The organism is Hyphococcus sp. (assembly GCF_041986965.1).
Taxonomy (GTDB): Bacteria; Pseudomonadota; Alphaproteobacteria; order Caulobacterales; family Parvularculaceae; genus Hyphococcus.
Map to the genome: position 1 here is coordinate 463275 of NZ_JBHIXB010000003.1, position 25954 is coordinate 489228.

General features: G+C 57.8%; 24 protein-coding genes. 7 read left to right on the top strand and 17 right to left on the bottom strand.

The window, feature by feature from the left end; translation table 11 throughout:
• Nucleotides 1-24: 24 nt before the first annotated feature.
• From ACFC5L_RS15950 to ACFC5L_RS16010, 13 genes are all read right to left on the bottom strand, one after another.
• On the bottom strand, nucleotides 25-2145 hold the full coding sequence (locus ACFC5L_RS15950) for a TonB-dependent receptor family protein (RefSeq protein WP_375203387.1): 2121 nt from the start codon (nucleotides 2143-2145) through the stop codon (nucleotides 25-27).
• A gap of 44 nt (nucleotides 2146-2189) precedes the next feature.
• The gene (locus ACFC5L_RS15955; RefSeq protein ID WP_375203386.1) at nucleotides 2190-3608 is read right to left on the bottom strand and encodes a DUF1501 domain-containing protein; all 1419 of its coding nucleotides are present in this window, start codon (nucleotides 3606-3608) and stop codon (nucleotides 2190-2192) included.
• A gap of 16 nt (nucleotides 3609-3624) precedes the next feature.
• Entirely contained in the window at nucleotides 3625-5343 is a 1719-nt protein-coding gene (locus tag ACFC5L_RS15960; protein WP_375203385.1) for a DUF1800 domain-containing protein, read from the bottom strand.
• 168 nt (nucleotides 5344-5511) lie between these two features.
• Nucleotides 5512-6534, bottom strand: a complete 1023-nt coding sequence (gene virB11 / locus ACFC5L_RS15965) for a P-type DNA transfer ATPase VirB11 (protein ID WP_375203384.1) — start codon at nucleotides 6532-6534, stop codon at nucleotides 5512-5514.
• Nucleotides 6531-7661 (bottom strand): type IV secretion system protein VirB10, encoded by a 1131-nt coding sequence (gene virB10, locus ACFC5L_RS15970; protein ID WP_375203383.1) that lies wholly within the window; start codon nucleotides 7659-7661, stop codon nucleotides 6531-6533. Before virB10 ends, virB11 begins: the two co-directional genes overlap by 4 nt.
• Nucleotides 7661-8482: a TrbG/VirB9 family P-type conjugative transfer protein gene (locus ACFC5L_RS15975; RefSeq protein WP_375203382.1), complete on the bottom strand. Its 822-nt coding sequence runs from the start codon at nucleotides 8480-8482 to the stop codon at nucleotides 7661-7663. The genes virB10 and ACFC5L_RS15975 overlap by 1 nt, the downstream gene beginning before the upstream one ends.
• Complete coding sequence (locus ACFC5L_RS15980; protein ID WP_375203381.1) at nucleotides 8479-9633, bottom strand: type IV secretion system protein; 1155 nt, start codon at nucleotides 9631-9633, stop codon at nucleotides 8479-8481. Before ACFC5L_RS15980 ends, ACFC5L_RS15975 begins: the two co-directional genes overlap by 4 nt.
• Nucleotides 9630-12050 (bottom strand): VirB4 family type IV secretion/conjugal transfer ATPase, encoded by a 2421-nt coding sequence (locus tag ACFC5L_RS15985; protein ID WP_375203380.1) that lies wholly within the window; start codon nucleotides 12048-12050, stop codon nucleotides 9630-9632. The genes ACFC5L_RS15980 and ACFC5L_RS15985 overlap by 4 nt, the downstream gene beginning before the upstream one ends.
• A gap of 9 nt (nucleotides 12051-12059) precedes the next feature.
• On the bottom strand, nucleotides 12060-12344 hold the full coding sequence (locus ACFC5L_RS15990) for a type IV secretion system protein VirB3 (protein ID WP_375203379.1): 285 nt from the start codon (nucleotides 12342-12344) through the stop codon (nucleotides 12060-12062).
• Nucleotides 12345-12347: 3 nt separating this feature from the next.
• Nucleotides 12348-12665, bottom strand: a complete 318-nt coding sequence (locus tag ACFC5L_RS15995; protein WP_375203378.1) for a TrbC/VirB2 family protein — start codon at nucleotides 12663-12665, stop codon at nucleotides 12348-12350.
• 117 nt (nucleotides 12666-12782) lie between these two features.
• Nucleotides 12783-12923: a hypothetical protein gene (locus ACFC5L_RS16000; protein WP_375210777.1), complete on the bottom strand. Its 141-nt coding sequence runs from the start codon at nucleotides 12921-12923 to the stop codon at nucleotides 12783-12785.
• 5 nt (nucleotides 12924-12928) lie between these two features.
• Nucleotides 12929-13825 carry a TauD/TfdA dioxygenase family protein gene (locus ACFC5L_RS16005; RefSeq protein WP_375203377.1) on the bottom strand — a complete coding sequence of 299 codons (897 nt, stop codon included), beginning with the start codon at nucleotides 13823-13825 and terminating at the stop codon, nucleotides 12929-12931.
• 9 nt (nucleotides 13826-13834) lie between these two features.
• Nucleotides 13835-14734: a TauD/TfdA dioxygenase family protein gene (locus tag ACFC5L_RS16010; RefSeq protein ID WP_375203376.1), complete on the bottom strand. Its 900-nt coding sequence runs from the start codon at nucleotides 14732-14734 to the stop codon at nucleotides 13835-13837.
• 180 nt (nucleotides 14735-14914) lie between these two features.
• Here ACFC5L_RS16010 and ACFC5L_RS16015 point away from each other — a divergent pair, with 180 nt between their 5' ends.
• The 3 genes from ACFC5L_RS16015 to ACFC5L_RS16025 are packed head-to-tail and all read left to right on the top strand — an operon-like array spanning nucleotide 14915 to nucleotide 18049.
• Entirely contained in the window at nucleotides 14915-16195 is a 1281-nt protein-coding gene (locus ACFC5L_RS16015; RefSeq protein WP_375203375.1) for a spinster family MFS transporter, read from the top strand.
• Nucleotides 16196-16208: 13 nt separating this feature from the next.
• Entirely contained in the window at nucleotides 16209-17186 is a 978-nt protein-coding gene (locus tag ACFC5L_RS16020; RefSeq protein ID WP_375203374.1) for a 2-hydroxyacid dehydrogenase, read from the top strand.
• A 2-nt stretch (nucleotides 17187-17188) separates the two neighbouring features.
• Nucleotides 17189-18049: a kinase gene (locus tag ACFC5L_RS16025; RefSeq protein ID WP_375203373.1), complete on the top strand. Its 861-nt coding sequence runs from the start codon at nucleotides 17189-17191 to the stop codon at nucleotides 18047-18049.
• Between the two features lie 15 nt (nucleotides 18050-18064).
• Here the strand turns inward: ACFC5L_RS16025 and ACFC5L_RS16030 are convergent, their stop codons facing one another.
• The 3 genes from ACFC5L_RS16030 to ACFC5L_RS16040 form a co-directional block, all read right to left on the bottom strand.
• Entirely contained in the window at nucleotides 18065-19381 is a 1317-nt protein-coding gene (locus ACFC5L_RS16030; RefSeq protein ID WP_375203372.1) for an MFS transporter, read from the bottom strand.
• 168 nt (nucleotides 19382-19549) lie between these two features.
• Nucleotides 19550-20947 carry a syringate O-demethylase gene (gene desA, locus ACFC5L_RS16035; RefSeq protein WP_375203371.1) on the bottom strand — a complete coding sequence of 466 codons (1398 nt, stop codon included), beginning with the start codon at nucleotides 20945-20947 and terminating at the stop codon, nucleotides 19550-19552.
• A 206-nt stretch (nucleotides 20948-21153) separates the two neighbouring features.
• A complete protein-coding gene (locus ACFC5L_RS16040; protein ID WP_375203370.1) occupies nucleotides 21154-21996 on the bottom strand; it encodes a helix-turn-helix transcriptional regulator in 843 nt (280 codons plus the stop codon).
• Between the two features lie 99 nt (nucleotides 21997-22095).
• Here ACFC5L_RS16040 and ACFC5L_RS16045 point away from each other — a divergent pair, with 99 nt between their 5' ends.
• From ACFC5L_RS16045 to ACFC5L_RS16060, 4 genes are read left to right on the top strand one after another with little or no spacing between them, the layout of a single operon-like run.
• Nucleotides 22096-22980, top strand: a complete 885-nt coding sequence (locus ACFC5L_RS16045; protein ID WP_375203369.1) for a BKACE family enzyme — start codon at nucleotides 22096-22098, stop codon at nucleotides 22978-22980.
• Nucleotides 22981-22998: 18 nt separating this feature from the next.
• Complete coding sequence (locus ACFC5L_RS16050; RefSeq protein WP_375203368.1) at nucleotides 22999-23877, top strand: SDR family NAD(P)-dependent oxidoreductase; 879 nt, start codon at nucleotides 22999-23001, stop codon at nucleotides 23875-23877.
• Between the two features lie 19 nt (nucleotides 23878-23896).
• Complete coding sequence (locus ACFC5L_RS16055; protein ID WP_375203367.1) at nucleotides 23897-24445, top strand: 2,4'-dihydroxyacetophenone dioxygenase family protein; 549 nt, start codon at nucleotides 23897-23899, stop codon at nucleotides 24443-24445.
• Nucleotides 24446-24463: 18 nt separating this feature from the next.
• Nucleotides 24464-25003, top strand: coding sequence for a 2,4'-dihydroxyacetophenone dioxygenase family protein (locus ACFC5L_RS16060; RefSeq protein WP_375203366.1), 540 nt, complete (start codon nucleotides 24464-24466; stop codon nucleotides 25001-25003).
• Nucleotides 25004-25050: 47 nt separating this feature from the next.
• Here ACFC5L_RS16060 and ACFC5L_RS16065 read toward each other — a convergent pair whose 3' ends face one another.
• Nucleotides 25051-25662 (bottom strand): NAD(P)-dependent oxidoreductase, encoded by a 612-nt coding sequence (locus ACFC5L_RS16065; protein WP_375203365.1) that lies wholly within the window; start codon nucleotides 25660-25662, stop codon nucleotides 25051-25053.
• Between the last annotated feature and the right edge of the window lie 292 nt (nucleotides 25663-25954).

Sequence of the window (25954 nt, forward strand, 5' to 3'; positions counted from 1 at the left end):
TCCAGAAGAAACCGGCTCCCTCCCCTAGAAGCGGTAGCGCAAACCGGCATAGACGGAAGCGCCTGCGCCCGGAGAAAAAATGCGCCCCTGCTGCGTCGTCTGATCGAGGACAGGCGTCAGGCCGGCTGCGAAGTTGGCGTCGGTGAGATTCTCGCCTGACGCATAGAGCTCCATATTGTCGCCCATTCGCCAGCCCGCGCTGAACCCCACCACCGTATAGGTAGGCGCAGAGACTTCATTTTCGTGATCAGCGAAATAGTCGCCGCCCGCCATTTGCACATTCACCGCCGCAAACCAGCGATCCGTCGCTTCATAACGCAGCTCGCCGCGATAGACATGGGTTGGTACGCCGGCAAGCTTATTGCCGTCGACGCCCAGAAAGCTCGAATCAACAAAACTGAAGTCGTTGAGATTATAGACATTGCGCAAGGTCAGCGCATGGCCGCTACGTGAAAAGCGTCCCGGAAACAGGCTGATATCGACGCCCGCTTCGATGCCGCGATGGGTGGTCTTGGCGATATTGGCGTAAAGCCCGCCAAAACCGTTTTCCTCCGGCTCATCGATATTGACGATCTCATTTTCAATATCCGTATTGAAATACGTGATATCCCAGCCAATCCAGTCATTCACGCGGCCGCGCAGGCCCGCCTCATAGGAAAAGGTGTCCTGCTCCTCCAGTCCGTTCAGGCCTTCAGGATCGTCCGACGTAAGCTCGTCCATGCTGGGCGGCTCATAGGACCGCACGGCGCTGGCGAAGACCTGAAGCGTCTTCGTCAGATGATAGATGACGCCGCCTTTGGCGGTCACGCCCGTGAACGACCGTTGGTCGGTGACTTCGTCAGCGCCATCCGCCGTCAAAAGCCGCCGCGTGCGCGTGAATTTTGCGCCGATGCTGACGGCCAGCTTTTGAAACGGATTCGCCGCGGCCTCCACAAAACCGGCGAGGCGTTTTGACGTCAGATCTCTCTCGAACAAGAGGTCGCCGGGCGAGCCCTCGATATTTTCAGACCGGTCCGAAGATTTCGACCCTGTCGCGTAGTCGCCGCCGATGCGGATCATGGTGTCCATGCCGAACAGCGCAAAGGCCCGCTCCGCCGACAGGCGCGCCCCCCATTCCGAACCCGCCTCCTCAGTGACGCCGATATAATCGATCTGCGCATCGTCGATATCACGGCGCGCATAGTGAAGGCCTGCGTCGAAGTCGACGCCGAGCACCCTGAACGACGTTGTATTGGCGAGGCGCGCCGACAAGACGGTCCGGCCATGCTCGTCCAGAGCAGCGCCGTCGGCGAGATAAATGATGGGTCCGCCGGGAAAGAGCGGGCCGAGCGTCACATCCGCCAGCGCCTGACTTGGATCATCCGCAGCATCAGCCGGCGTCAGCATGCCCGGAAATTCAACGTCGCTGCGCAGCGCTTCGAAGTAAAACCGCGTCGTCGCCTCCGGGCCGAGCTGAAGACCAATATTGGCGTTGAAATGGCCGTCGATACGCTGGCTATGATCGCGATAGCCGGTTTCATACCGGCCCGTCACGCCCATATAGTAATCAAGATTTCCCGTCGCCGCCGCAACGGAGGCGTGTCCCTGGCCGCCGGGGCTCAGTTCGATGGAGGATCCGCCGTCGAGGCGCAATGTCCGGCGCGGCGCTGTGCGGCCTGTCGGCGACATGAAGTTGACGACGCCGCCGAGATTATCGCCTGCATACATCAGGTCGCCGCCGCCGCCGCGAAACACATCAATGTCGGCAACAGAATAAAGATCGACCTCCACCATATTGGTTTCACCGTGAACATCAGTGATAGGCGCGCCGTCACGCAGGACAACGACGTTGGACCGGTGCTGACTGTTGCCGACGCCGAAGCCACGGATAACGATCCGCGGTTCGTTCAGATCGAGGGCGTTCACCCAGACGCCTGGCGCGAAGAACAGAGCGTCGCCCGCATCATTGGCGTAATTATCTGCATAATCACTCGCATCGATTCGGCTTGCCGCAGAAGGACGGCGCCACTGCGCCAATTCCTCAAGCGGCCGGTCGCGCAGGAGCCCCGGCGCCGGCGTAATGGTCTCAGGCTCGGCCGCAAGCGCGCCGAAAGAAAGGCTGAGACACGTCGCACCCAGCATAAGCGCATTTTTTATGACCATCATGTGCCCCTTAAACTCGCTTTTCGCATCAACCCGCCCGCGCCGGGTCAGACCACGGCGCCGCTGAAGAAGCCGAGATCAGTTGTGCTGAACCCGCCAAGGCCCGGCAGCGCGTCATTGAGCTCGCTGCCATTGAGGCCAAACCAGCGCCCAAAGGTCGCCGCGAACTGATCCACCGATGTTGTCGGGATCAGCCGTCCATTACCGGAATCCTGATTATGCCCAAGAACAGAGGGCGGGAACTGGCCGTACATGCGGTTGCCCTGCACGCCGCCGCCGACGACGAAGTGATGCGCCCCCCAGCCATGATCCGTCCCGTCGCGGTTGACGGTGAGCGTGCGTCCGAAATCGGACGCAGTGAACGAGGAGACATCATTGGCGACGCCCATTTCAACCGTGGCGTCGTAAAAGGCGCGCATGGCGCCGGCGATGCCTGTATGAAGGTTTGGAATGCTGTTCGCCTGGTTCGAATGGGTGTCGAAACCGCCCGTCGCCACAAAGAAGACCTGCCGACGAACGCCGAGCACATCCCGCAGAGCGATGATGCGCGCGACGACCTGAAGCTGCTGCGAAAGGCCGCCGTCAGGAAAAACCGTCGAGAAAGGCGACGGCATGTCGAAGGACTCGCTCAAGGTGCGGTTGGCGTCGATGGAGCGGCCCACCGCGTTTGCATAATCCTGCTGGAGATAATTGACGAGCGTTTCATTCCGCGCCCGCAAATGGGATTCGTAAATATTCGGCAAGGCGTTGGAGCCGAGGAACGACCCGTCGCTGATGGCGCGAATATCCTGCGGCCCGCCTGTTCCCACCTCGAACTGACCGGCCAGCTCCCCCGACAGAAAGACCGTATTGCCCGCGGTCGAAATCACCGTGAAGGTAGAATCCGGATTGGCGCTCGCCCCCAGCATAATGTCGGCGAGCCGGCCGCCCCAGCCGAAGCGTGCGCCTTCGGGCTGAGAGGCCATCCAGGTGGATTGCTGGTCGTTATGGGAAAAGAGCCGCGGCGGCAGCGGCGCCGAACGCGCCTGATATTCCGTGCGCGTCACCGGCGTCACCAGCGGCCCCACATTGGAGACAATCGCCGCGTCGCCGCTATCGACAAGATCATGCAGCGGCCCCAGCTCCGGCGGCAAGGCGAATTGACGGCCGCCGAAATCCGATGCGTTGGCAAGCGTCAGCGGCAAGAGACGGGACCGCTCACGCGTCGAGCCGCCGTCAAGATTGTCGTAACGATCGAAAAGCTCGCTGCGAATATTGGCGTATTGATTGTAGCTGCCGGTGTCGTATGGGATGACCGTATCGTGGCAATCCATACCGCCGAACAAAAAGACGCAGACAATGGCGCGATAACCGCCCGTATCCGCGGCGAAAGCGTTAAAGCGATGGAGATCGCACATGAATCCCGCTGCACTGCCGAGCCCAAGCGCCGCTGAAGTTTTCAAAAACTGCCTTCTGGAAGAGCGCATAATACGTTCCTTGATACTAGCGTTGGGTGATGTAGTCGGCTGAATTCATCATCATTAAAATCGCGAGCCGGACCCGGCGCTGACGCTGTTCCTCGCCGGCGCCGCCGACCGCTTCTACGGCGTCGATGATGCGCCTGCGCGATTCGCCGCGCAGTGAGCCATAGGTGAGAATCTCATCGAGGTGATTGATCAGCGCCGCGGGATTGTTCGCAAGGGACAACTCCTCGGCGTAGTCAGCCACATAATTGGTGTTCTCTTCATCGCGGAAGACGAAACCTTCCATGAAATTGGCGTAGCCGGTGATGCTCGATCCCGTGATGATCTGAAGCTCCGGCGCCACAAGACCCTGATCCGCCGAGACCGTCCCCGGCGCTACAAAACCCGGACGATAGAAATTGAATACTGATGGCGAACGATAGGCCTGTTGATTAAGTGTCGACGGCCGCGATGTATTGCGCAGAATCTCGGCATCTTCAGTGCGCGTATCCTCAACGCCGAAGGCGCGCGCCCAGTGGGTGAAACGCAAGACCGGTTCGCGGATCTTGCCGAAGCTCGGGTCATCAATGTTCGAAAGATCGCGCGCTTCCGGATCGAGAAGGATCGCCGCTGCGACGGCGCGCATATCGCCGCGAGTTCCGTTGCCTGCGCGCGAACCGTCCGGTAATTGAAACCTTCCCGAGCGGAACGCATGAGCGACGCGGCCCACATAAGCGCTGCTCGGATTGCTGGTGACAAGCCGCTGGATCAGCTGTTTGGAAATAAACGGGGCCGTGTTCGGGTGGTTGTAGAGCGCATCCAGCGCCATGGCGATGCTCTCATTGCCCGGCGTATTTGCCGGGATGGTCGTTCCAAGAAAACTCTTCGCCTCAGCCGAATGATGTTCCTCGAACATCACCAACGGGAGATATTCCGAATCCACTGTTTCCGGGCGGCTGAAGAAATAATCAAAGCCCGCCCAGGAAAGACCGGTGAATACTTTTGCGAGCTCCGTGACATCTCCATTGTCATAGGTTTCGATGGGATCGCCCATACCGTCGAGGCGTAACTCTCCATTCGGTTGAAGCTCGAGAAGACCGATAGTGAAAAGCTGCATCACCTCGCGCGCATAATTTTCATCGGGAACAACTTCGCCGTCTTCATCCGCTTTCTGATTTTGCAGATAGGTCAGAAAGATCGACATGGCCGGGCTATAGGTGACGTTTTCAAGCGTCTGTCGAAAATCGCCAAGACCGCCGGCGGACATGATGTCCATATAGTTCGCCATGGCGACAGGCCGTTCAGCGAGGCCGGCGTCGCTGAACGACGCCACGAATATCTGCGAAAGGGCAAAGCCCATGCGCTGACGCAACTGGTCGTCGCTCAGGATCGCGCGCGACCAGAAAGCTTCAGATAGGGCGCCAGGGCCTGTCTCTTCACCCGAACGTTCACTGATCAGGACATCTTGCAGAATCGACTCTTGCGGCTTATCGAATTCCGCCTGAAACCAGGCGGAAACGCCCATGGCGACAAGCTCGTCGATCTCCTCCTGACCGGGGCCGAAGGTCGCCTGCGAGAGAAAACGTGACGCCTCCTCGCTTGTCATAATGTCGCTGACCGCCGTTGGCGGCGTAATCGCCTCGGGCGTTTCTTCCGCGTCATCGCCGCCGCCGAAACATGCCGACATCAGCAGCGCCGAAGACGCCGCCAAAGACGCCTTTACAAACTTTTCCATCGCGTATGAAGAAAGACCACGCATGGCCTGCCCTTTCGCTCAACACACTTCACCCAATGCAATTGCGGAGATAAGCAGTGTGCAGAAAAGAGGCCGTCAATTTGCGGTTTGCAATTTGTCTTAATCTGTATGGCGATTCCGCATGCCGACTGGCTTTTTTTCGCGTCTCGCCAGCATTACAAAAATGTGTATTTACGCTTCTTCGCCCGGAGTAAAAACAATGCGTTCAATAACGCGTCCGCCGTCAATCCGCGCGACATGGATAATTATATCCACAATTGAATTAATGTAGCGGATAGTTTCATCGCGGCTCAACGGAAGGCCAGCTTGCATCGTCATCAACGACAATTGTTCGAGCGCGCCCTCAGGACTGTCCGCATGCACTGTCGTAATCGATCCCGGGTGACCGGTGTTGATGGCGCGCAGCCAGGCGGCCGCCTCAACACCCCTGATCTCGCCCAGAATGATACGGTCGGGCCGCATCCGCAGCGCCGCCTCCAAAAGATCGATCATATTGATGCGCGCTTCGCCCATTTCGCCCTTCACAGCGGAAAGGCTGAGGCGGTTTGGCTGGGACAGGCGCAACTCAGCGGCGTCTTCCACGGTGATGATGCGCTCACTATCATCAATCTCGCCCAGGAGCGCGTTCATGAGGCTTGTCTTGCCCGTAGAAGTGCCGCCGGAAACAAGCATCGTCTTGCGGCCGCGCACAGCGCTGCGCAAAAATTCCTCTATACGCCCTGCATCGAGCAGCGCTTTGAGGCGCCGGTCCGTTTCACTGAGACCGCTGGCGCGCCCGACCGCAACATGTGCAAAATTCTGCTTGCCGCCGAAGTCCGAAAGCGTCAGGTCGCTCGTCACATGACGGCGGATCGCAAGCGCCCAGTGCTCCCCGGCCGCAGGCGGTCCGGCAATCTGGATGCGCTCGCCTGTTGGAAGCGAGGCCGCAAGCAAGGGCTGTTCACGGTTTATCGCCTGATGGCTCACGCGGGCGATCTGCACGGCTAACCGTTGCAGCAAGAGCTCGTTGACGCCCGCATCCTCAAACCGTTCAAAACCGCCTGCCTCCTGACGCTCGATCCAGACTTCGCCCGGGCGATTGACCATGATTTCGGTCACAGCCGGATCATCGAGCCAGCATTCGAAAGGTTTCAGGAATGACTTGAGATAAACGTCACGCTCCCCCGGCGCCGGGATCGGCTCTACATTGCTCATGGCCGCAACCCTCCCGTCTCCGCAAGCGATGGAAAATAAAGATCACGCGCAAGGAAAATCCGGATTTCCGTTCCCTGCTTCACTGTGATCGTCGGGGGGATGTTGATTTGCTGCGACAAGGCTTGCGCCGCAACCGCCTGCGCTTCCGACGTCGACCCGATGACGATGCTTGAGTTGTTGTCATAAATGAGCGCACTGGCGCCCACATCGATCACCGACAAAAGAATCGCCGAGCCGAAGCGCTGGAAGAAATGACGGTTGACCTTGCCGCTAAGACCGGCGCGGCCAAGCGTGTCAGTGGCCGGCGAGGCGAGTTCGATGGAAACGCCGTCTGGCGTCAAAAGCCGCGTCCAGATGACAAAGGCGCGTGACTCCCCCACCGCCAGCCCCGAGCGGTATTGTCCGATCAACCGGCTGCCGCGCGGTATCAGGACCGTACGGTTGTCGAGGCTGCGGATATTTTCCGACACAATCGCGCGCGCGAATCCCGGCAAGTCCGAATTGATTGCCGTTTCAAGAACGCCGGAAACGATCGTCCCCTGGGGCACGACGCGGGACATGTCTTCGATCATGGTGGCGCGCACGGTTTCGGGACCGGCGGCGCCGACGCGCTGGGCAAAGACTTCTGATGCGGTCAAGCCATTTACTGCATTCGCGACAGCGCTTGCGGGATCGCCGGCTTCGCCGCCGCCGCCCGTCCCGGCGCGGCTATTGTCCACCACGAGGGCCGGTGAGCGAAGATTGGCTTGTCCCGGCGCCCCGTCACTGGTCCGCGCAACCGATTGGCGCGGCGGCGTTGTCGTCTTCACGGCTGCACGCTGTTCGGCGCGACGCGCCTGCGCTTGCGCTTGCGCCGCTTCGCGCCGCGCCTGTTCGGCTTCTGATTGCGCGACTGAAAGCTGCGCGCGCGTTTCCGCCATCATCGCGTCAATGGAGGCGGTCTCGCGCCCCTTACTCAACTGATTGAAGACAAACAGGCCCAGCATCAGCAGCACCGTTGCGCCGAGAAAGCCTGTGAGGCGGTCGCTGGTGTTTTCCGCAACGCGCGGCATGGCGTAGGCGTTCGCCGCATCAAGCGCGTTTTTGGGCATGTCGGACCGCGGGTCGCGCCCGCCTTTTGTCCACATCAGCCTGCCTCCCCATTGTCATCATCGGCGTCGCCGCCGAAGACGCGCCCGAAAAAGCCTCGCTTTTTCTCCCGCGCTAGCGGGGCCTCGGGCCCCGGATCAATGGGCGTGTAACCGTCATTGTAAATCAGTGTTTCATAGCCGCCATGTTTCAGGGAAAAGACGCGCGCCACACGGTCAACCACGACAAACCCGTCTTCGAAGCCATGATTGATGACGCTTTCCTTCTCATCCTCATCGACAAGAAAGATCGCCGGCGCCGGCATACCCTCCGCCCAGCGGAAGTAAGTGGCGCGGCCATCGTCGAAAACCTGCGCCGGCAGGATTTCGCGATCGCCTTCATAAGTGTAATGGCGATTAACCGCACGCTCTTCAGGCGACGGCGGCGCTGCGATCAGGCTCGCTTCCTGAGCCTGTAACGCCTCCTGCGCCTGTTGTTCACCGGGATAGGAGAAGCGCAGGACGAAAACCATCTCGCCCGGTTTCGCCTCCGCCGCTTTTTTGACGCGCAATTCAAAAATGTAGTGACGCAGGCTTGTCACCACGGTCATGTTAGTTGGCGGCGCTTCGGCGATGGGTTTGAGGATCATCACATCGCCGCGGCGATTGGGCGTCACCTGCCAAGCGACGGAATCGCCAATGGCCACATTCTCGATGGTCTCATCATCATTGAATTCAATGACTGTCTGAAATCCGAGATGGCCGGTCAGCGCATAGACTCTGTTCTCCGCATAGCTGCGGGTCTTGATGCGCGAATCCGCCTGCGCCGCTGTCGAGAGAACACCGACAAAAACCACCAATATGAAAAGAAAGCGCGTCATGCAAACTTTCCTTTCATCGAAGGAGCCCCAAAGCCGCGATGAAGCTGGCGTGTACGGCGCGGCGCCAAGCCTGACGCCGCCGGCGCCGAACCCTGCGCCGCTTCAATGACAGTCCGCATGCGGGACGCGCCGACGCCTCGCTCCACTGCAACAACCATGTCCGCAACACGGGCGTTGTCATTTGACGGTCTTGAGGATGGCGCAGACGGTTCCGGTTGCGCTTGTGTGGAAGTTTGTTGCATCTGCCCCGCCGGCAACCGCCAGCCTGACGTAAGCCGGCCGCACATGCGCAGAACCTGCGCCATAAGCAGCGCAAAGATAAACGCCGTCACCGCCAGCACGAAGACAGGTTGCGGATCGGCAAGACCTGACCGGCGCATGTCGGAAATCTCGATCACCATGGGTTCGGCGAGCTGCATCAACCCGCCGGCCAGCGCCGTCGCAAACGCCGCGACAAGCGCATACAGCATCAGGGTTTTGAGCCAGCCTTCGAACAGGCCGCGCGTTCCAGAAAAAAGCGCTGACAAAATCAACAGCGGCCCCACAGCCAACAACACGCCGAGCAGGATTTTGGCGATGATGAGGACGCCCGCCGTCGACAAAGCCAGCGTGATTGCGCTGAACCATAAAAGATTTACGGCGCCCGCCGATTTCGGCAGTGACGGTTCCGGCATCGCTTGCTGCGCCGTCGCAGCCGCGCCGAACCCGTCAGGCTGGTTGATGGCGCCCATGTTCCATTCATTGGCGAGGCGGATAATTTCTTTCAGCACCGCATCGAGACGCATGAAGACGCTGTCATGCCCGCCGCCCAGCATCATGGCGGCGATCTCATCCGCGCCGCCATAAAAGAGATTGAGAAAAATCGCCTGATAGGCCCCCCAGCGCGTCGCGAAAGCGAGCACCATCCCGATCAACAGGATTTTCGGCGCAAGGCCGGAGAGGCTGAGCCCCCCGCGCCCCATGATCAGCTGAAAGCCGTAAAAGCCTATATATAAAGTGAGCGCGCCCGTCAGCACCGGCTCGAGGAAACCGAACGGCCCGAATAGGGTCGCGTAGGTCGTCTCCACATAGGAGGCGATCTGGCAGTCCACTTGGTTCAACAGCGGCGCAATCATGCCCTCGGAAGGCGGCGCGCAAATATCACCCGTCATTCCGCCGCCTCCCGATATACATCTTGCTTAAGACCGAAGGCTTTGGCGTCACGCCCGAGAAAAGGCGGCAGCCAGGCGGCGGGATCATCACCATGCTCGCAGCGCAAACGGTCGACAAGGCGCACGCTTTCCTCCCGCCCGGAGAGGATTTTGAGAACGCCCGGCATGTCGGAAAGATCGAGGCGCGCAACAACAGAATGCCCGCCTTTTTTTATAAGAACGCAGCGCGAATGTTCCGGCAATGATTTCACAATATCGAACTCATGTGATGACAGGCCAAAACCACCGCAATATTCTTTTTCCTGCGCCCGCGCATTGGGAAGGAAGAACTGCGCCGCCGTCTGTTCCGTGATGGTCGCCGAAATCTGGCTGTCGAGCGCATCGCGCGCCGACTGCGTCACAAAGCCGACAATACCATTGCGTTTGCGGATCGTTTTGAGCCAGTCCTTAAGGCGGCGGGAAAAGACCTCATCATCAAGAGCTTTCCATCCTTCATCAATGACAATGGCGGTTCTGCTCCCGTCAAGCCGCTGGCCGATGCGATGGAAGAGATACATCATAGCGGGCCCTCGCAGATCCGACGCATCGAGAATGTCGGTCATGTCGAACCCCATGACCGGCGCGTCGATGCGCAAATGGTCTGCGGCATTATCGAAAAGCCAGGCATATTCACCGGCCCCATGCCAGCGCGCCATGCGCGCCGCGAGCCCGCCGGCGGCGCTGCGGCTGGCGCCGCTCAAAAGCTCCACAAAATAACGCAGACGCCGGAAGGAAGGGTCCTGCTCGAAATTGCTGTCGACGGCGTCGGCGATGAGGCTGCGCTCCTCCGGCGTCAGTTCCATGCCCGGCGCACTGACAAGACGCGCGATAAAAGCGCGCAGGAATGCACGGTTTGCCGGCGTATCGGCGATAGCGAGCGGATTGAGACCGGAAGGTTCTCCTTCACGCAGAATATCGTAATGCCCCCCAATGGCGCGTAAAAATATTTCCGCACCGCGATCCTTGTCGAAGAAGATCATCCGCGTATCGAGCTTGCGGCTCTGCGCCAGCAGAAAATTCAGAAAGACCGTCTTCCCCGAACCGGACGGACCGATCATCAGAAAATTCCCGAGATCGCCCTCATGAAAATCGAAATAATAAGGCGTTGACGCCGTCGTTTCGAAAATCGTCACCGGCGCACCCCAGAAATTGTCCTCGCTTGCGCCAATCGGAAAGCCATGCATGGAGCAAAGTCCGGCGAAATTCGCTGTGGATATCATGGCCCGCCTGGCGATATAGGCTTCGTTGCCGGGAAACTGCGCCCAGAAAGCCGGTTCGAGATTCAAGTCCTCACGCACGGCGATAGCGCCGATATCGGCGAGCGCGGCTTGCGTTTGAGCGGCGGCGTGATCAAGCGCTTCCATATCGTCAGCGCGCGCCATCACGGTCATATGATGTTCACCGAAACCCGACGCGCCTGAGGCCGCGTCGTCCTTTGCTGTTTTCAAACCACGTTTCAGCGTGACAGTATCGTCGTCAGCGGCGCGCAGGCGCCGTAACGCAAGATCGATCCTCTCCTGCGCCGCCTGACGGTCGGCGAAGTGAAAGCTTTCGGAAACGACAAGTTCGAAAGGCAGGCGCAGGAGATTGTCGATCACGCCGGGCGTTGTGGCCGACGGATAATCCTTGATGGAGAGAATGGCGGCGAGCGAGGAGGGGCTTTGTCCGGCGCCGCGCTGTTCCAGCGCATCCCCGCCAAAGGAAGTGCGCTTGTAAGGAATATAATTGCCGCAGTCTTCCGCCGGCGCCAGTACCGGCTGCAACTCTCCGTTATAAAGAAGCGACAAAAATGCGAGCGGCTCTGAATAAAGGCGGCCATCTTCTTCATAGCGTTGCAGCACCCGCGCGCCATAAGGCCTGAGGGAAGCCATAAGACTTTCACGCGCGCCGTTGAGCGCCTTCACCGCCTGCCCCAGTTGCGCATTCTGTGTCGCGCGCCGGGCGGAAAGGCGCGTTAAAAGCCCGCGCTTACCCGATTTCGGTCGGTAAACGAGCGTCAGGAAAAGCTCATTGACGAAAAGCCTGCGTCTGCCAAGGCGCGCCTGCCACAAGCGATCGATGCCGCCGCTCACGGGGTCGGGAAAGCCGCCGTCGAGCGATGCAGACACCCGGCGGCGAACAATGTGATGATGCAGGGTAAATTGATGATTGTTGATGCTTCGAAGCATGACATCGCGCACAGCCTGACGATGGTTCAGCTCTTCGCTATCGGACGTTTCAAAAGGAAACCCCGAGATGTGAAGCGTCTGCATCAGCCCGCCATCGCGCAACAATAATGTCACATCGTCCAAATGACGCCGATAGGGCAGCCGCGCGCCTGCTTTCTCCTCGCGGCGCGCAAGGCGCGTGACGGATTTATGTTGCACATGTTTTCCCATTCTGGGGCCTCACGGCGCATAACTGTTGCAGCGCCAGAAGGCGTGATTGCGCACACGCGGGCAGCGGCTCACCTTCGTAATCCACAAGTCAAAAATCCGCGGATCGTAAAGACAGGCGAGATAGCCGCCAGCGTGAATCACTAAGGCGGCGAGAAGCGACCAACCCGAACGGGTAATCAAAAAGATCTCTGTTGTCACAACAAGGTTGATGACAAAGAAACTATAAGTGACGCCCGCAAACATTTGCGGCTGGGTCAGCGCACGAAAAACCGGCGCTGTCTGGAGCGTTTCCATGGCTCACCCTCCCGCCGCAGCACGGATGCCGGCGACAATCGACGTCGCGCCAAAGAGGATGAAACAACCGACGACAACCGTAATGCCGTAACGCCAATTCAGGCGACCGGTGAGCATCATGAAACCGACAGCAGCGACCGCGATCACCGCAGCGGTTGTCGCCACATTGCCAAGAAGGCTCCCCTGCAGCCAGTCAAGCGCGGCGACAATCGGACCGGAGCCTTGCGGGTCGGCGACGGCCGTTTGCGCATAGGCCGCCGACGAAAACAAAGCCGCCAAAACGGTTATGATGGTCAAACCGAATGTCGAATGAAGTTTCATATGTGCGCCCCGTAAACTTTGAGCGGCATTTTATTCAGATGCCACATCAATTTCCGGTATATTCAGCGCGCACTTAAAATCGATTTAAGCGGACAATTGCAATTGTCCGGCTGCGCCTTATGCGGCGACGCCTTGCCGATTAGTAATGATCGGCAAGGCACGAACAAAAGACAGTTGGCGAAAAATTTGAAACAGCTTTTCGGCAAAGTTGAATGAGAACCGCTTCACAAGCGCCAGAAAACGACGCTTGCGGCTCATGCCGCTCAAGAAGCGAGTGATGTCGAAGCGACTTCCGGTCCATATTCGTTGATGGTCGTGCGGCGCATGTCGCGCTTGTATTTCTGATCTTCAAACGCCGTCGCACGGTGCAGGGTGCAACGGTTATCCCAGATCACAAGATCGCCGTCCTGCCACTTATGGGCGTAGATAAAATGCGGTTGAGCTGCAAAGGCATTGATCTCGTCGATAAGAGCCAGTCCTTCTTCAGGGGGCATGCCGACAATATTTGCAGCATGGGCGCCCAGATAAATCGCCTTGCGCCCGTTCGCCGATTTCCGAACCACGGAATGACGCACAGGCGGCATCGCCTTTTTCATTTCGTCCGTGACGGTCGTGAACCCACCGCGGGCGCGCGAATGCCAGAGATTATGTTCGGCTGTAAGGCCGTCTATTTTATTCCGCAGCTCATCGGGTAATGCATCATAAACGGCGCGGGTGTCGATAAACTGTGTATCTCCCCCTTCAGGCGGGACGACATGGGCGAGAAGCAACGACCATTTTGTCGGTAGAGAGTTGAAGGTGCTGTCCGCATGAAAGAGTTCGTTGCCCTTGGAATATTTGTGGCGAGGTGAGTCCTTGATGACAATGTTGCCTTCAACATCGAGATTGGAGGCGTCGTAAAGCCCATGGCCGATGCGCGGTTTGAACCCGCTTTTGATCTTCATGTCCGGCGGCAACTCCAAAGGGCCGAAGGCGCGGCTGAAGGTTATGTGCTCGCCGTCAGTCGCTTTTGAACCGCGAATACAGATGACGGCGTATTCCGCCATCAGGTCTTCAACACACTTCACGGTTTCTTCGGTTGGCGATTTTGAAAGGTCGATGCCGGTGACAATGGCGCCGAATAACGGATGGGCTTTTTCAACTTTCACGTCCATTTTCATTCTCGCTTCCTACTGCGCGCCCGTCAGCTTCAATCCGCCTGTCGTGACGCGCTCCATATATCTGTATTTACCCGGGTAATCGGCAATCGCACTGTGATGCGCCGCCCAGTTATCCCAGATCAGGACTGTATCATTTTCCCAGCGCACCCGGCCCGTAAACGCCATAGACGACACATGCTCCTGCAGAAAATTCAGGATCAGCCGGCTTTCTTTTTCCGAAAAGCCTTTTAAGCGGCGTGTATAGATAAGATTGAAAAAGAGGTGCTTGAGGCCCGTTCGCGGATGTACGCTCACGATGGGATGCTCAACTTCCTGGTCTCCTTCCTCGGCCTTCATATCTTTCATCATCACATTCTTGTCGCCGGCGCCGCTGCCGAAAAGCGCGGTTGCGCTGTTCACGCCTATAAGCGTCTCACAGAATTTCTGCATCGCCGGAGAAAGCGTTTCATAAGCAAGATAAAGATTGGCGAATGCGGTATCGCCGCCAAAATCAGGCACATCAATCGCATGCATGGTGACAGTTGTCGGCGGCGTCGCCATAAATGTTGAATCGTTGTGAAATCCCTCGCCCACAACCCGGCGCTTGTCATCCGCCAGACGCTCTACAATCTGAACATCCGGATAATCATCTACGCTGAAAATGTGAGGGATCTTCTGCAAGGGTCCAAAATGTTGCGCAAAGCTGAGATGGTCTTCGCGAGAAAACCCTTTTTGACCGCGGAAATAGATCACAACGTTTTCCGCAAACGCTCTTTCTATCTCGCTCCACACTTCCACAGGAAGCGGCTTTGTAAGATCAGCGCCTCTCACCTCTGCGGCGACGGCGCCGTTTAGCGGCATGACCTCGATATGACGATAGCCGGCGCTGCGATCAAAATCGCGCCAGCTTTTCTGATTGCGCTCAGCCATATCTGCGTTTTGCTCCCTGACGTGTTCTTGTCTTTGCTAAAAGATTAGAATCCTAATGTTCTTGCAATCAATCGCTCTTTGCGAAAGGATTTGCCTGGCTGGAGAGAAAAAATGGCCGTCAAAGCAACGGCTTGAAAAATACAACATTGAGGGAAGCCAGCCCTGCCCAGGGAGGAAATCATGGCGGACGCTTTGACCGTCGAACCCTATAAGCCGCTTTACCGAAATTATGTGCTGTTCATTCTGTTTCTTGGTTATGTGGTGAATGCACTTGATCGCTCTATTCTCAACATTCTTATGCCCGCCATCCAGGAGGAGTTTTCCCTAAGCTACACACAGCTTGGGTTCCTCGGCGGAATCGCATTCGCGCTTTTTTATGCAACCTGCGGCATTCCTATCGCCAGTCTCGCCGACCGCACGAGCCGCAAATGGATATTGAGCGGATCGATTGCATTCTGGAGCATCATGACCGCCTTTTGCGGTCTTGCGCGAAACTTTCCCATGCTGCTTGCAGCGCGCATCGGCACCGCCATCGGCGAAGCCGGCGGATCGCCCCCCTCTCATTCACTCATCTCCGATTATTTCTCATTGAAAAAGCGCGGCACCGCGCTTTCAATTTATGCGCTCGGCGTTCCGATCGGAGGGATGATCGGACTTTACCTCGGCGGCCACGGCAATGACTGGTGGGGGTGGCGCACGACATTTATCGTCGCGGGCCTGCCGGGACTTATCGTCGCCTTTCTCGTTGCCTTCACGGTCAAGGAGCCCAAGCGCGCCGCGCCGACATCGGGAAAAAATTACAACCCGCTTTCTGCGCTCAAACTTGTAACCAAACGTCCGGCTTTCCTCCATATGGGGCTCGCCGCCGCCATGCACGCCCTCGTCTGGTACGGCGCTGGGAATTTCAATTCCGTGTTTCTCGTTCAAACTCACAGCATGACCACGAGCCAGGTCGGCACATGGTTCGCATCCTTCGCGCTTGTCGGCGCCTTCGGGACGTTCTTTGGCGGGTTTTTGTCGGACCGGCTCTCCCAAAAGTATAATGATGAGCGCTTTTATATGCTGGTCCCGGGGGCGTCGGTTCTCATCGGCGTGCCATTCCAGTTCCTGAGCTACCTTCACCCCGACCCGAATTTCGTCATGGCCGGTTTCGCCATCAACGCATTCTTCGCCTCCGTTTTCTTCGGGCCCTCCTTTGCTATGGCGCAAGCCTTGGTGCCGGCCAGCAACCGGGCCCTCGCCGCCTCGCTTCTTCTGTTTATTCAGACGATGATCGGATTGGGGATCGGGCCCCTCATCGCCGGCATAATATCGGACGCGCTTGTCCCCGCCTTTCAGGAAAACGCACTGCGCTATGCGCTGGTGGCGGTCGCCCTGTTCAACATCTGGTCCGGCGTTCATTACTATCTCGCCTCCCGCACCGTGCGGGAGGATATCGAATCCGCTAAAGCAGAGTCATGATGGAGTTAAAATCATGACGTCGGATCGGCTGCGCGTACTTCTGACGCGCCGGTGGCCTGAAGCTGCGGAAAGCTATCTCGCCGAACGCTATGACGTGACGTTTAATCCCGAAGACACGCTCATGTCAGCGGATGCGCTGGCGCAGGCGTTCGACGCCTATGACGTCATTTGCCCAACAGTCTCCGACAATATCGACACAAGCGTCATCGGCTCATCGCCCAGGCGCACACGCCTTCTCGCCAATTTCGGCGTCGGTTTCGACCATATCCATATCGACGCATGCAAGAAGGCGAAGATCGCAGTGACGAACACGCCGGGCGTTCTGACCGACGCCACCGCCGATCTCGCCATGACGCTGATACTTATGACGGCGCGGCGCGCCGGCGAAGGCGAGCGGGAGCTGCGTGACGGACGCTGGACCGGCTGGCGCCCGACCCATCTGATAGGACGGGAGCTGTCCGGCAAGGCGCTGGGGCTTGTCGGTTTCGGCCGCATCGCGCAAGCCACAGCCCATCGCGCCCATCATGGCTTCGGCATGAAGATTCTTTATTATTCCCGCAGCGCCACTACGGCCGAGACTGAAAAGAATTTGAGCGCCAAACGCATGGAGACGCTGGAAGAGCTTTTGCGCCAGAGCGATGTAATCTCACTGCATGTTCCCGGCGGCGCGGAAACGAAGAATATGATCGGCGCAAAAGAAATCGCCTTCATGAACCCGGGCGCCATCCTCATCAACACGGCGCGCGGCGGCGTCATCGATCACGACGCACTGGCGGCGGCGTTGAAATCGGGCGCGCTCGCCGCGGCGGGGCTCGATGTCTATCCTGCGGAACCGGCGGTTCCGCCATCGTTGCTCGCGCTTGATAATGCAGTGCTCTTGCCCCATCTCGGTAGCGCCACAGTGGAAACCCGCGAAGCCATGGGGCTTCGAGCGGCGGCGAATGTGGACGCCTTTGCATCCGGGTCTCCGCTTCCCGATCGCATCGCCTGACAATGACAGGCGCCGCTACCAGGATTGATGCGCTGATCGCCCGGGAGCGCCTTCCCGCTTCATACAAAAAAATTGTGGAACAGCGCTGGCGTCCGCTCGCTGCGCAGATTGCGAACTGGCGCGCGCAACAGGAAAGCCCCATTGTTGTGGGCGTCAACGGCGCCCAGGGCAGCGGCAAGTCAACCCTTTGCACCTTTCTGGCTGATGCGTTGCTGCCTGAAGAAAATCTTAAAACGGCTGTTTTGTCGCTTGATGATTTCTATCTTCAAAAACACGCACGGTTAAAGCTTGCTGAGGACGTGCATCCCCTATTGGCGACGCGCGGCGTCCCCGGAACACATGATGCGGTGAGCATGGCGGCGGCTATTGATGACTTGCGAGCAGGAGAAAGCGTCACAACTCCGGTCTTTGACAAGGGAAGCGACGATCGCAGCGCGCAAACCCGAAAGATTACAGACCCGGTCGATGTCATTCTGGTTGAAGGCTGGTGCGTGGGCGCAGCCGCACAGGATGATGCGGCGCTGGAAAACCCGATCAATGCTTTGGAGCGCAACGAAGACCCGGACGGCGTCTGGCGGCGTTACGTAAACAAACGTCTCAAGACGGATTACAAGGATCTGTTTTCCCGACTTGATCGTCTAATCATGCTGCGCGTCCACAGCATGGAAAGCGTCTTCGAAAACCGGCTGCGCCAGGAACGAAAACTGCGCGCCGCGCGCCCTGACGCCAGGAACATCATGAGTGACGAAGAAGTCGCCCGTTTCATTCAGCATTACGAACGCATCACGCGCCACTGCCTCGACAGGTTGCCGGCCAGCGCCGATATTGTCATCGATCTTGCCGAACTGCCTCAGACGCCCTGAAGCATTGCGCAAAAGCTAGCCGTTGTCTCTCAGTTGAACCCGTAAGAGAAACAGCGCCCCCAAAGCGGCGGTTGCGCCAATCGCTATCAAAACGGCGCTGGCTTTCATGCCTGCATCAAGAAGCACCCCGCCGAGCACCGGCCCGACAACGCCGCCGCCCCGCCCTATAGCGACAGCGAGCGCACACCCGGTGACGCGTAATCGCGCCGGAAATGCGCGCGCGAGAAAAGCATACAGCCCGACGATGCCGCCCATCATGAAAACGCCAAGAGCGAAGGCGAGAATGCGCAAAATGGCGAGGTCGCCCGTATTCATCGCAAACACCGCCATCAAAATGGACGTCCCCACCATGGACGCCACCGCCAGCCGTTTGAGCCCGAGATAGGCGGACGCCAGTCCCACCAGAACGCCGCCAACAACACCGCCCATCGACGTGATCGCCGATGTGGCGATGGCGGCCGATTGCGTATAGCCCGCATCGGTGAGAATTTTCGGCGTCCAGCCGCTAAAGAAATAAAACGCCATGATGTGCAGGAAATAGGCGCTGATAAGCAGCACGGTCAGCATGCGCAAGCCGGGGCCCAGCAGCTCGCGCGGGTCGGCGCTTTCCTTTTTCAGTTCTGGGCTCCGCGCCTCGTCCACAGGCGGATGACCGAGACGTTTCAAGATGATGTTGATTTTTTGAAGCGCGCCCGGCCCGCCGCGAGACGCGAGATATTCCGGCGACTCCGGCAGCGCAAACCAGACCAGAGGAATGAAAGCGGCGGTCGCAAGCCCGCCCGCAGTAAAGATCGCGCGCCAGCCCGCCGCTTCCACGATATCGGCAGCGACAAAGCCGCCAACAAGACCACCCAACGGAAAACCGATGGTCATGGCGCTGACGGCGAGATCGCGGCGGCGGTTGTTGGAAAACTCCGCCGCCACGGCTGTGATTGACGGTATCATCAAACCAACGCCAAGACCGGTCAAAAGCCGGCAAGCCGTCAGCATCGCAAGTGAGTCGACCCATGCGGTGAGCAACATTCCAATCGTCATGATGACAAGACTGACGAGCACGGTCGGCCGGCGGCCGATCCGGTCCGCCATTGGCGCCAGAAACACCGACGCTCCGGCGCCGATGACATTTGCAGCGATGACCGCGCCCAAAGCCGCCCGGCTGATTGACCAGTCTTCGGAGATTCCCGGCGCCGCAAAGGTAATCGCGAGCACATCAAACCCATCCAGCGCATTGAGCAGCACCAGGAGGATAATAATGAAGACCTGCATCGCGCCCATCGGCGCATCATTGAGAACTTTGGAAACCGAGCCTGTTGAGTGTTCGGGAGTCGCCATGCCGCATCCAGTAAATCTGCGCGCAAAGCGCTTAAAGAAAATGAAAGCCTAGTCTGCGCCGCAGCAGCGCGGCAAGCAAGAATGACTGTGTGTGCATCTGCGAAGCGAGGCCACAAAAAAACGCCGGCGTTTTCGCCGGCGTTTTCTACATTCTGAGTGTCGCAGCGTTTAAAGCTTGCCGCGCCAGCCATCCACATCGGCGTAGCTGGTGCGCGCAACTTCCGAATAAGGAACCGGGCTGACAACCGCCTTGATCGATGTTTGCGAATGCGGTTCGACCGTCGGCTTGGTCGTGCCGCCATTTTCCTCGCCCCATACGAAACGAACTTCGGTGCCCGGCGTCGCATATTTCGGATCGAGAATCGCAAGCGTCAGCATTTTGCGCTCATTGGAAGAGTAGCCGACCCAGGTCGACACGCCCGCCACATCGTCGCCGACCATAACGCGGTCAAACGGATGCATGGAGTAAACCGCAGAGGGGAACTCCATGAATTTCGCGCGCTCGCCTTTTTGCAATTGCGAGCCGATGCACTGAAGCACTTCGTCGCTATCGAGCGCCAGCGTCACTTTAATGCGGTGATCATCGTTCTGCTTCTTCTCGAGCGCTTCGCGGCCGATAAAGTCGTGATCAAACTTGACGAAGCCGCCATAGGAAAGATCCCAAGGCGTAAAGTAATAATCTTCGATCTTGTCAGAGACAAAGCTGCCGCCAATGGAGGCGTTCGCTTCATAGCTCGTACCCGGCAACCACTGGCGATAGTCTTTCAGGCTGTCGCCGGAATAGACAGCCGGCAGCGGCGACGGCACCCAGCCAGATTCCAAGGTGTTGGAAGAATATGCGCGACCGCCCACAAGCTTGAGACCGAATTCTTCGCCCGCTTTGATCAGCGCCTGACGCACGGCTTCGCCATCATCCCACGGACCATAAAGTTCAAAGCCCGGCTGACCGGCCATACCGTGACGCAGCGCGCCGACATCTTTGCCCGCAATCTTCAGCGTCGTCATGTTGAAGAATTTCAGTTCCGGCGGCTTCTGGCCGAGCGCTTTTTCCATGGTAGCCATGGCGTTCGGGCCCTGCACCTGGAAGCGGTAGGCTTTGCGGCGGGACTGATCTTTGCGCATCGCGGTGCGCTCATCAAGATCGACCTTTACGTCCCACTTGCCGGTTTCGGCGTGGAACATGATCCAGTTCAGGGTCGGGATACGGCCCACAAGATTGAACTTGTTTTCTGCAAGATAAAAAAGAATGACGTCGCCAATCACGTAGCCGTCTGGCGTCACCGGAACAAATTGCTTCGCTTTGTTGACGGTGAAGTTCTTGAACGTGTTGATGCCAAGGTAGTTCAGGAAATCAAAAGCGCCCGGCCCTTCCACAGCGAGATCAGCCATGTGATAGGACTGATTGAAGAGAACGCATGTCTCCTGCCAACCGCGCTGTTCATCGCGCCAGTTAGTGTATTCCGGCGGAACGCCAGGATAAACATTTGGACCGGCCTGCGAATTGCGGAGCATGGTGACCGGCCCACCTGCCGCTTTCATGGCTTCTTCAAGGTTTTTCGACGTCATCGAGTACTGCTCCCTTAAGTTTTGACTACTGTCAGTTTGACCCGTGCTATAGGCTATGAAATCCGGAAATACTTTCCGGGGCGCGCTTCCATAAGCAATGAAAAGCGAAAACTGTTATCGGTGCTAACATGTTGATTTGCAGCGCTTGCTGGCTCTTCGCACTCGCAGCGTATGAGACAAAACTTTTGCGTTGAACGCCTGCATGCTCAGACATAACCGAACTCTTTTTTTAATGCGTCCTTGACCTGCGCCAAACGCGTTCTGCTGTCGTCATTTTCCGGCGAGAACAACACCATGCGCTGACCGAGAACGCCTTCAATGGCGTAAGAAGTGTGGTGAAAATCAATCCGGCCAAGACCTTCATATTTCACTGAGTGCGACGCTTCAAAGCTGTCCGTGATTTCAGTGCCCTGCCAGTATTGATCGAAGGCCGGACATTGCGCACGCATCTCAGCAATCAGCTTGTCGAAATAGGTGGGATCTTTTGAGCGGCTGTAATCCCAGCGCAGTTTCGCCGTCAGCCGTTTCACCATCTTTTTGAATTCGTCTTCGTCTTCCTGATAACGCTCCGAGAGCAGGAGAACGCGCAGCATGTTGCGGTCATCGGCTGGCACGGCGCCGTAGTCACGCAGGATATGGGCGTAGAGATTGTTCCATCCGATGACGGACCAGTTTTCATTGATCACGATCGCCGGCACGCCCACTGTGTCGAGTGCGAGCCGGACGCCGGAACTGAGAGTCTCATGAACATCGGGCGCGAGCGGCGGCGGGCGCCCCTGCGCCATATGGAACAGAAAAGCCCGTTCCTTCTCATCCAGCCGCAAGACGACGCTCAGATTGTCGAGCACTTCAGCGGAAGGCCGGATATCACGGCCCTGTTCGAACCATGTGTACCAAGTGAGACTAATGCCAGCGAGTGTCGCCACCTCTTCGCGCCGCAACCCAGGCGTGCGCCGCCGGCCGGTGGCCGCAATGCCAAAATCCGCCGGGTTGAGGCGGTTTCGGGCGCTTCTCAGAAAGCGGGCTAATTCAGAGCGGTTTTGCTGCATATATTATCGTATTACCGGTAATAGTACTCCTCGACCAGATGAATTGAGATTCATATTGCGACCAAGGGCGAAATCGACGCCGAAAAGAAGGGAAAATCCATGAGCGGAAAAGTCATCATCACCTGCGCGCTGACGGGCTCGTCGCCCTTGCCCGACCACCCGAATTTCCCGGTGAAGCCGCGCGAGATTGCGGACGCCGGGCTCGCCGCAGCGGAAGCCGGGGCCTCAATCCTCCATATCCATGTACGCAATCCGGAAACCGGCGGCATTTCGACCGAGCTTGAACATTATCAAGAGGTCGCATCGCTCATCCGCGAGAAGAACAATGAGGTGATTTTCAACATCACCACGGGGCCCGGCTGCACCTGGATGCAGAGCGACGAAGACCCGAAAATGCCGGCGCCGGCGGAAAAAGGAACACTGATGTTCACCGCCGAAAAGCGGCTTGAACATATTCTCGATCTGAAGCCCGACATGTGCACGCTCGATATTTGCACCATGCAGCTCTGGGGCGGCGTCGCCATCAATCTCGATCCCATGATCACCCGCATGGGGCACATGATTCAGGACGCCGGCGTTCTTCCTGAAATCGAATGCTTTGAAGCAGGCGATTTCGTTTTCGCCGATGACCTCATGGAAAAAGGCGCGATCCCGAAAAATTCTCCCTTCTCTTTCGTGCTCGGCACGAAATACGGCCTCCCGGCGACGACAGAAGCGATGACATATTCGAAAAACCAGATCCCGCGCGGCGCGGTGTGGACCGGCTTCGGCGTCAGCCGCCACTCATTCCCCATGGCGGCGCAGGCGGTTCTCCTGGGCGGCAATATGCGAGTCGGTTTCGAAGACACGATTTATCTGCGCCGCGGCCGCAAGGCGGATTCCAACGCGGATCTGGTTCACTGGGGCGCAGAGTTGATCGAGCGTCTTGGCCGCGACGTCGCGAGCGCCGGCGAAGCCCGGAACATGCTTGGCCTCGCAGAATAAGAATAAAAGGAGACAGATGTGACGGACGTAAAAGGCAAAGTCGCTTTCATCACCGGCGGCGGGTCGGGAGTGGGCCTCGGTCAGGCGGAAGTCTTCGGCAAGGCCGGATGCAAGATCGCAATCGCAGACATTCGCGAAGATCATTTGAAAAGCGCCGTTGAAGCGCTCGCGAAAATGGGCGTCGACGCGATGCCCGTCCATCTCGATATCACTGATCCGGAAGCCTATGGGCGCGCGGCGGATGACGTTGAAGCCAAGCTCGGCCCGGTACAGCTGCTTTTCAATACAGCCGGGGTTTCGATCTTCGGACCGTTGCAACAGGCGACGCTTGATGACTGGAAGTGGCAGCTCGACGTCAACCTGATGGGCGTCATCAACGGCGTGCAGACTTTCCTGCCGCGCATGCTGGAGCGCGGCGATGATTGCCACATCACCAACACCGCATCCATGTCGGCTTTCGTCGCCCTGCCCGGCACCGGCATTTACTGTACGGCGAAGATGGCGATCCGGGGTTATTCGGAATGCCTTTCCATGGACCTGAAAGACACAAACATCAAAGTCTCAATGTTGTGTCCCGGCGCGGTCGACACCAACATTCACGAAGCTGTGCTGACGCGGCCGGCCCATTTGCAAAACACCGGCTATTACGGCGCTGACCCCAATGTGATGGCGCATCTCAAAAAAGTCATCGAAGTCGGCATGAAGCCGGCGCGGCTTGCGGAATATGTCCTCAAAGGCGTTGAGAAGAACGATCTTTACATTCTTCCCTATCCGGAATTCCGGCAAACGCTGGAGGAGATTCACGCCCGCGTCATGGCGGCGCTTGCCAAACCCGAGGATGACCCGGAATATGAAAAGCGCATCGCCCATGGCGTGCCAGGCGGCGAGAAGAAGTAGTCAACAGAGGAGACGCCAGATGAGCAGTGTAGCCGACACTTCAAAGACAGCGGCGGAGGCCGGCGAGTTCAAGATCGTCAACGTCCCCGAACCGTTTAAAGATGTCATCAAGCGTTGCGGGATCGAAGGAACCTATGTGGGATCTTCCCTGGAAGAAAGCCCATGGGTTCCCTTCGGCGAGAATGCAGCGATCCGCTATCTCGCATTCGACGTGCGCAACAACTGGGTTGGCAACATTCTCTGGGTGAAGTCTCCCGGCGTTGTATCCACTCACAAACATCGCGGGCAGGTCTTAATGGTATGCCTCGAAGGCTCGTTCCGCTATCTTGAATATGACTGGGTCGCAAAGCCCGGCGCCTTCATTCATGAAATGCCCGGCGAAGCCCACACGCTCGTTACAGACGATCCGAACGGCGTGAAGCTCTTCGGCTGGATGCAGGGCGCAAATGAGTTTTACGACGAACATGGCACACTTCTCGACACAGTCGATGTGTGGTGGTTTCTCGATCACTATGAAAGCTATTGCGAAGAGCAAGGCATCCCCATTAACAAGCAGCTTTATATTTAAGCGGAAAGGAGCTGGATCATGGCGAATATCGGCGGCCTTTCGAAAACCGCAGACAATTACAAAATCATTGAGGTGCCCGAGAACCATAAAAAAGTTCTTGACCGGCACTTGGTTCCCGGCGGCTTTGTGGGACATGAAGAAGTCGACAGCCCATGGGTGCCTTTTGGCGACAACGCCGCCATCCGGCATCTTGCTTTCGACGTGCGCCAGAACTGGTACGGCAATATCCTGTGGATCAAATCGCCGGGCGTTATTGGCACGCACAAACATCGCGGCCAAGTGCTGATGATGTGCCTTGAAGGCAGCGTGCGCTATCTTGAATATGACTGGGTGGCGAAACCGGGCGATTTCATCACCGAAGCGCCGGGACAGGCGCACACCCTCGTCACTGAACACCCAGACGGCGTGAAACTCTTCGGCTGGATGCAGGGCGCGAACGAATTTTATGACGAGAACGGCAATTTTATTGAGACACTCGATGTCTGGTGGTTCATCAACCACTATGAGACCTATTGCCGTGACAACAATCTACCCATCAACAAAGAGCTTTATCGCTAAAACCGTTAGAAACGCCGCCCTTCAAAAGCCGGCGTTTCGCATTTGCCTTAATAGCCGACCGTGAACCGCTCGCCCTGATGTTTCGGCGTCTCAGCTTCATCGATCATCGCCACAGCAAAGTCTTCATAGCTGATGCGGCTGTTTCCTTCCGCATCTTTCAAGACGTCATCCTTGCCAAGGCGGAATTTTCCGGTGCGCTCGCCCGGACCAATAATGATCGAGGGCGACAAAAAGGTCCAATCCGTCGTCCCGGACGCCTTGATCTTGTCCAGCGCCTGACGCGCCGGCTCAGCCTCAACCTTGATTTCTTCAGGAAAACCTGGCGTGTCAATCAAAGCAGGCCCTCCGGGCGCCGCATTAAGCGACGCCGCGCCGCCGACAATGAGCAAGCGTGGCGCGTTTGATGCGCGAAACCCGGCAATCGCCTTGTCAAAATCGAGCCCATTAAAGCGCAAGGAATAAATGACAACGTCATGGCCGCTGAGCATCTTGTCCGCGCGCTCCTCCAATACATCCCCTTTTACGAAAGATAGTTTATTGTTCGCAGGAAGACCGCCTTCCTTACGCGCAATAGCCGTCACCTCATGGCCGCGCGATACCGCTTCCGCGCACAGGCGCCGGCCGACATTTCCCGTAGCGCCCACAATTGCGATTTTCATTCCAGCCTCCTCACCCTTTCTGCTTTTCTATCGTCAAGCATAAGGAATCTAGCCTCCTGCACGCGACCTCATGGGAAACCGTAATGGCGGCGAATGGCAGTGGCCTGTCCTTGCAAGGGCCTAGACGCGGCCATTGAAGGGTGTTCGCGTTCAGTGCCATTCCTATGCGGAATTTGATGCAAAGAGAGCCGGTTTGCCAAGTCAAGCGCCGGTAAACGTCTGGCAAAGCGTCATGGTTCAACTATACTTTCCTGTCGGCGGCGCAGCCGGTCGTACACGGCCCGAGCCATGC

Excerpts from the sequence above, each read along its gene's own strand:
- ACFC5L_RS16060 (WP_375203366.1), top strand. The coding sequence starts at position 24,464 with ATGGCGAATATCGGCGGCCTTTCGAAAACCGCAGACAATTACAAAATC.
- ACFC5L_RS15990 (WP_375203379.1), bottom strand. The coding sequence starts at position 12,344 with ATGGAAACGCTCCAGACAGCGCCGGTTTTTCGTGCGCTGACCCAGCCG.
- ACFC5L_RS16005 (WP_375203377.1), bottom strand. The coding sequence starts at position 13,825 with ATGAAAATGGACGTGAAAGTTGAAAAAGCCCATCCGTTATTCGGCGCC.
- desA (WP_375203371.1), bottom strand. The coding sequence starts at position 20,947 with ATGACGTCGAAAAACCTTGAAGAAGCCATGAAAGCGGCAGGTGGGCCG.
- ACFC5L_RS16065 (WP_375203365.1), bottom strand. The coding sequence starts at position 25,662 with ATGAAAATCGCAATTGTGGGCGCTACGGGAAATGTCGGCCGGCGCCTG.
- ACFC5L_RS16055 (WP_375203367.1), top strand. The coding sequence starts at position 23,897 with ATGAGCAGTGTAGCCGACACTTCAAAGACAGCGGCGGAGGCCGGCGAG.
- ACFC5L_RS16030 (WP_375203372.1), bottom strand. The coding sequence starts at position 19,381 with ATGGCGACTCCCGAACACTCAACAGGCTCGGTTTCCAAAGTTCTCAAT.
- ACFC5L_RS15975 (WP_375203382.1), bottom strand. The coding sequence starts at position 8,482 with ATGACGCGCTTTCTTTTCATATTGGTGGTTTTTGTCGGTGTTCTCTCG.
- virB10 (WP_375203383.1), bottom strand. The coding sequence starts at position 7,661 with ATGTGGACAAAAGGCGGGCGCGACCCGCGGTCCGACATGCCCAAAAAC.
- ACFC5L_RS16040 (WP_375203370.1), bottom strand. The coding sequence starts at position 21,996 with ATGCAGCAAAACCGCTCTGAATTAGCCCGCTTTCTGAGAAGCGCCCGA.
- ACFC5L_RS16010 (WP_375203376.1), bottom strand. The coding sequence starts at position 14,734 with ATGGCTGAGCGCAATCAGAAAAGCTGGCGCGATTTTGATCGCAGCGCC.
- ACFC5L_RS16000 (WP_375210777.1), bottom strand. The coding sequence starts at position 12,923 with ATGAGCCGCAAGCGTCGTTTTCTGGCGCTTGTGAAGCGGTTCTCATTC.
- ACFC5L_RS16045 (WP_375203369.1), top strand. The coding sequence starts at position 22,096 with ATGAGCGGAAAAGTCATCATCACCTGCGCGCTGACGGGCTCGTCGCCC.
- ACFC5L_RS15950 (WP_375203387.1), bottom strand. The coding sequence starts at position 2,145 with ATGATGGTCATAAAAAATGCGCTTATGCTGGGTGCGACGTGTCTCAGC.
- ACFC5L_RS15955 (WP_375203386.1), bottom strand. The coding sequence starts at position 3,608 with ATGCGCTCTTCCAGAAGGCAGTTTTTGAAAACTTCAGCGGCGCTTGGG.
- ACFC5L_RS16015 (WP_375203375.1), top strand. The coding sequence starts at position 14,915 with ATGGCGGACGCTTTGACCGTCGAACCCTATAAGCCGCTTTACCGAAAT.
- ACFC5L_RS15960 (WP_375203385.1), bottom strand. The coding sequence starts at position 5,343 with ATGCGTGGTCTTTCTTCATACGCGATGGAAAAGTTTGTAAAGGCGTCT.
- virB11 (WP_375203384.1), bottom strand. The coding sequence starts at position 6,534 with ATGAGCAATGTAGAGCCGATCCCGGCGCCGGGGGAGCGTGACGTTTAT.
- ACFC5L_RS15995 (WP_375203378.1), bottom strand. The coding sequence starts at position 12,665 with ATGAAACTTCATTCGACATTCGGTTTGACCATCATAACCGTTTTGGCG.
- ACFC5L_RS16025 (WP_375203373.1), top strand. The coding sequence starts at position 17,189 with ATGACAGGCGCCGCTACCAGGATTGATGCGCTGATCGCCCGGGAGCGC.
- ACFC5L_RS16020 (WP_375203374.1), top strand. The coding sequence starts at position 16,209 with ATGACGTCGGATCGGCTGCGCGTACTTCTGACGCGCCGGTGGCCTGAA.
- ACFC5L_RS15985 (WP_375203380.1), bottom strand. The coding sequence starts at position 12,050 with ATGGGAAAACATGTGCAACATAAATCCGTCACGCGCCTTGCGCGCCGC.
- ACFC5L_RS15980 (WP_375203381.1), bottom strand. The coding sequence starts at position 9,633 with ATGACGGGTGATATTTGCGCGCCGCCTTCCGAGGGCATGATTGCGCCG.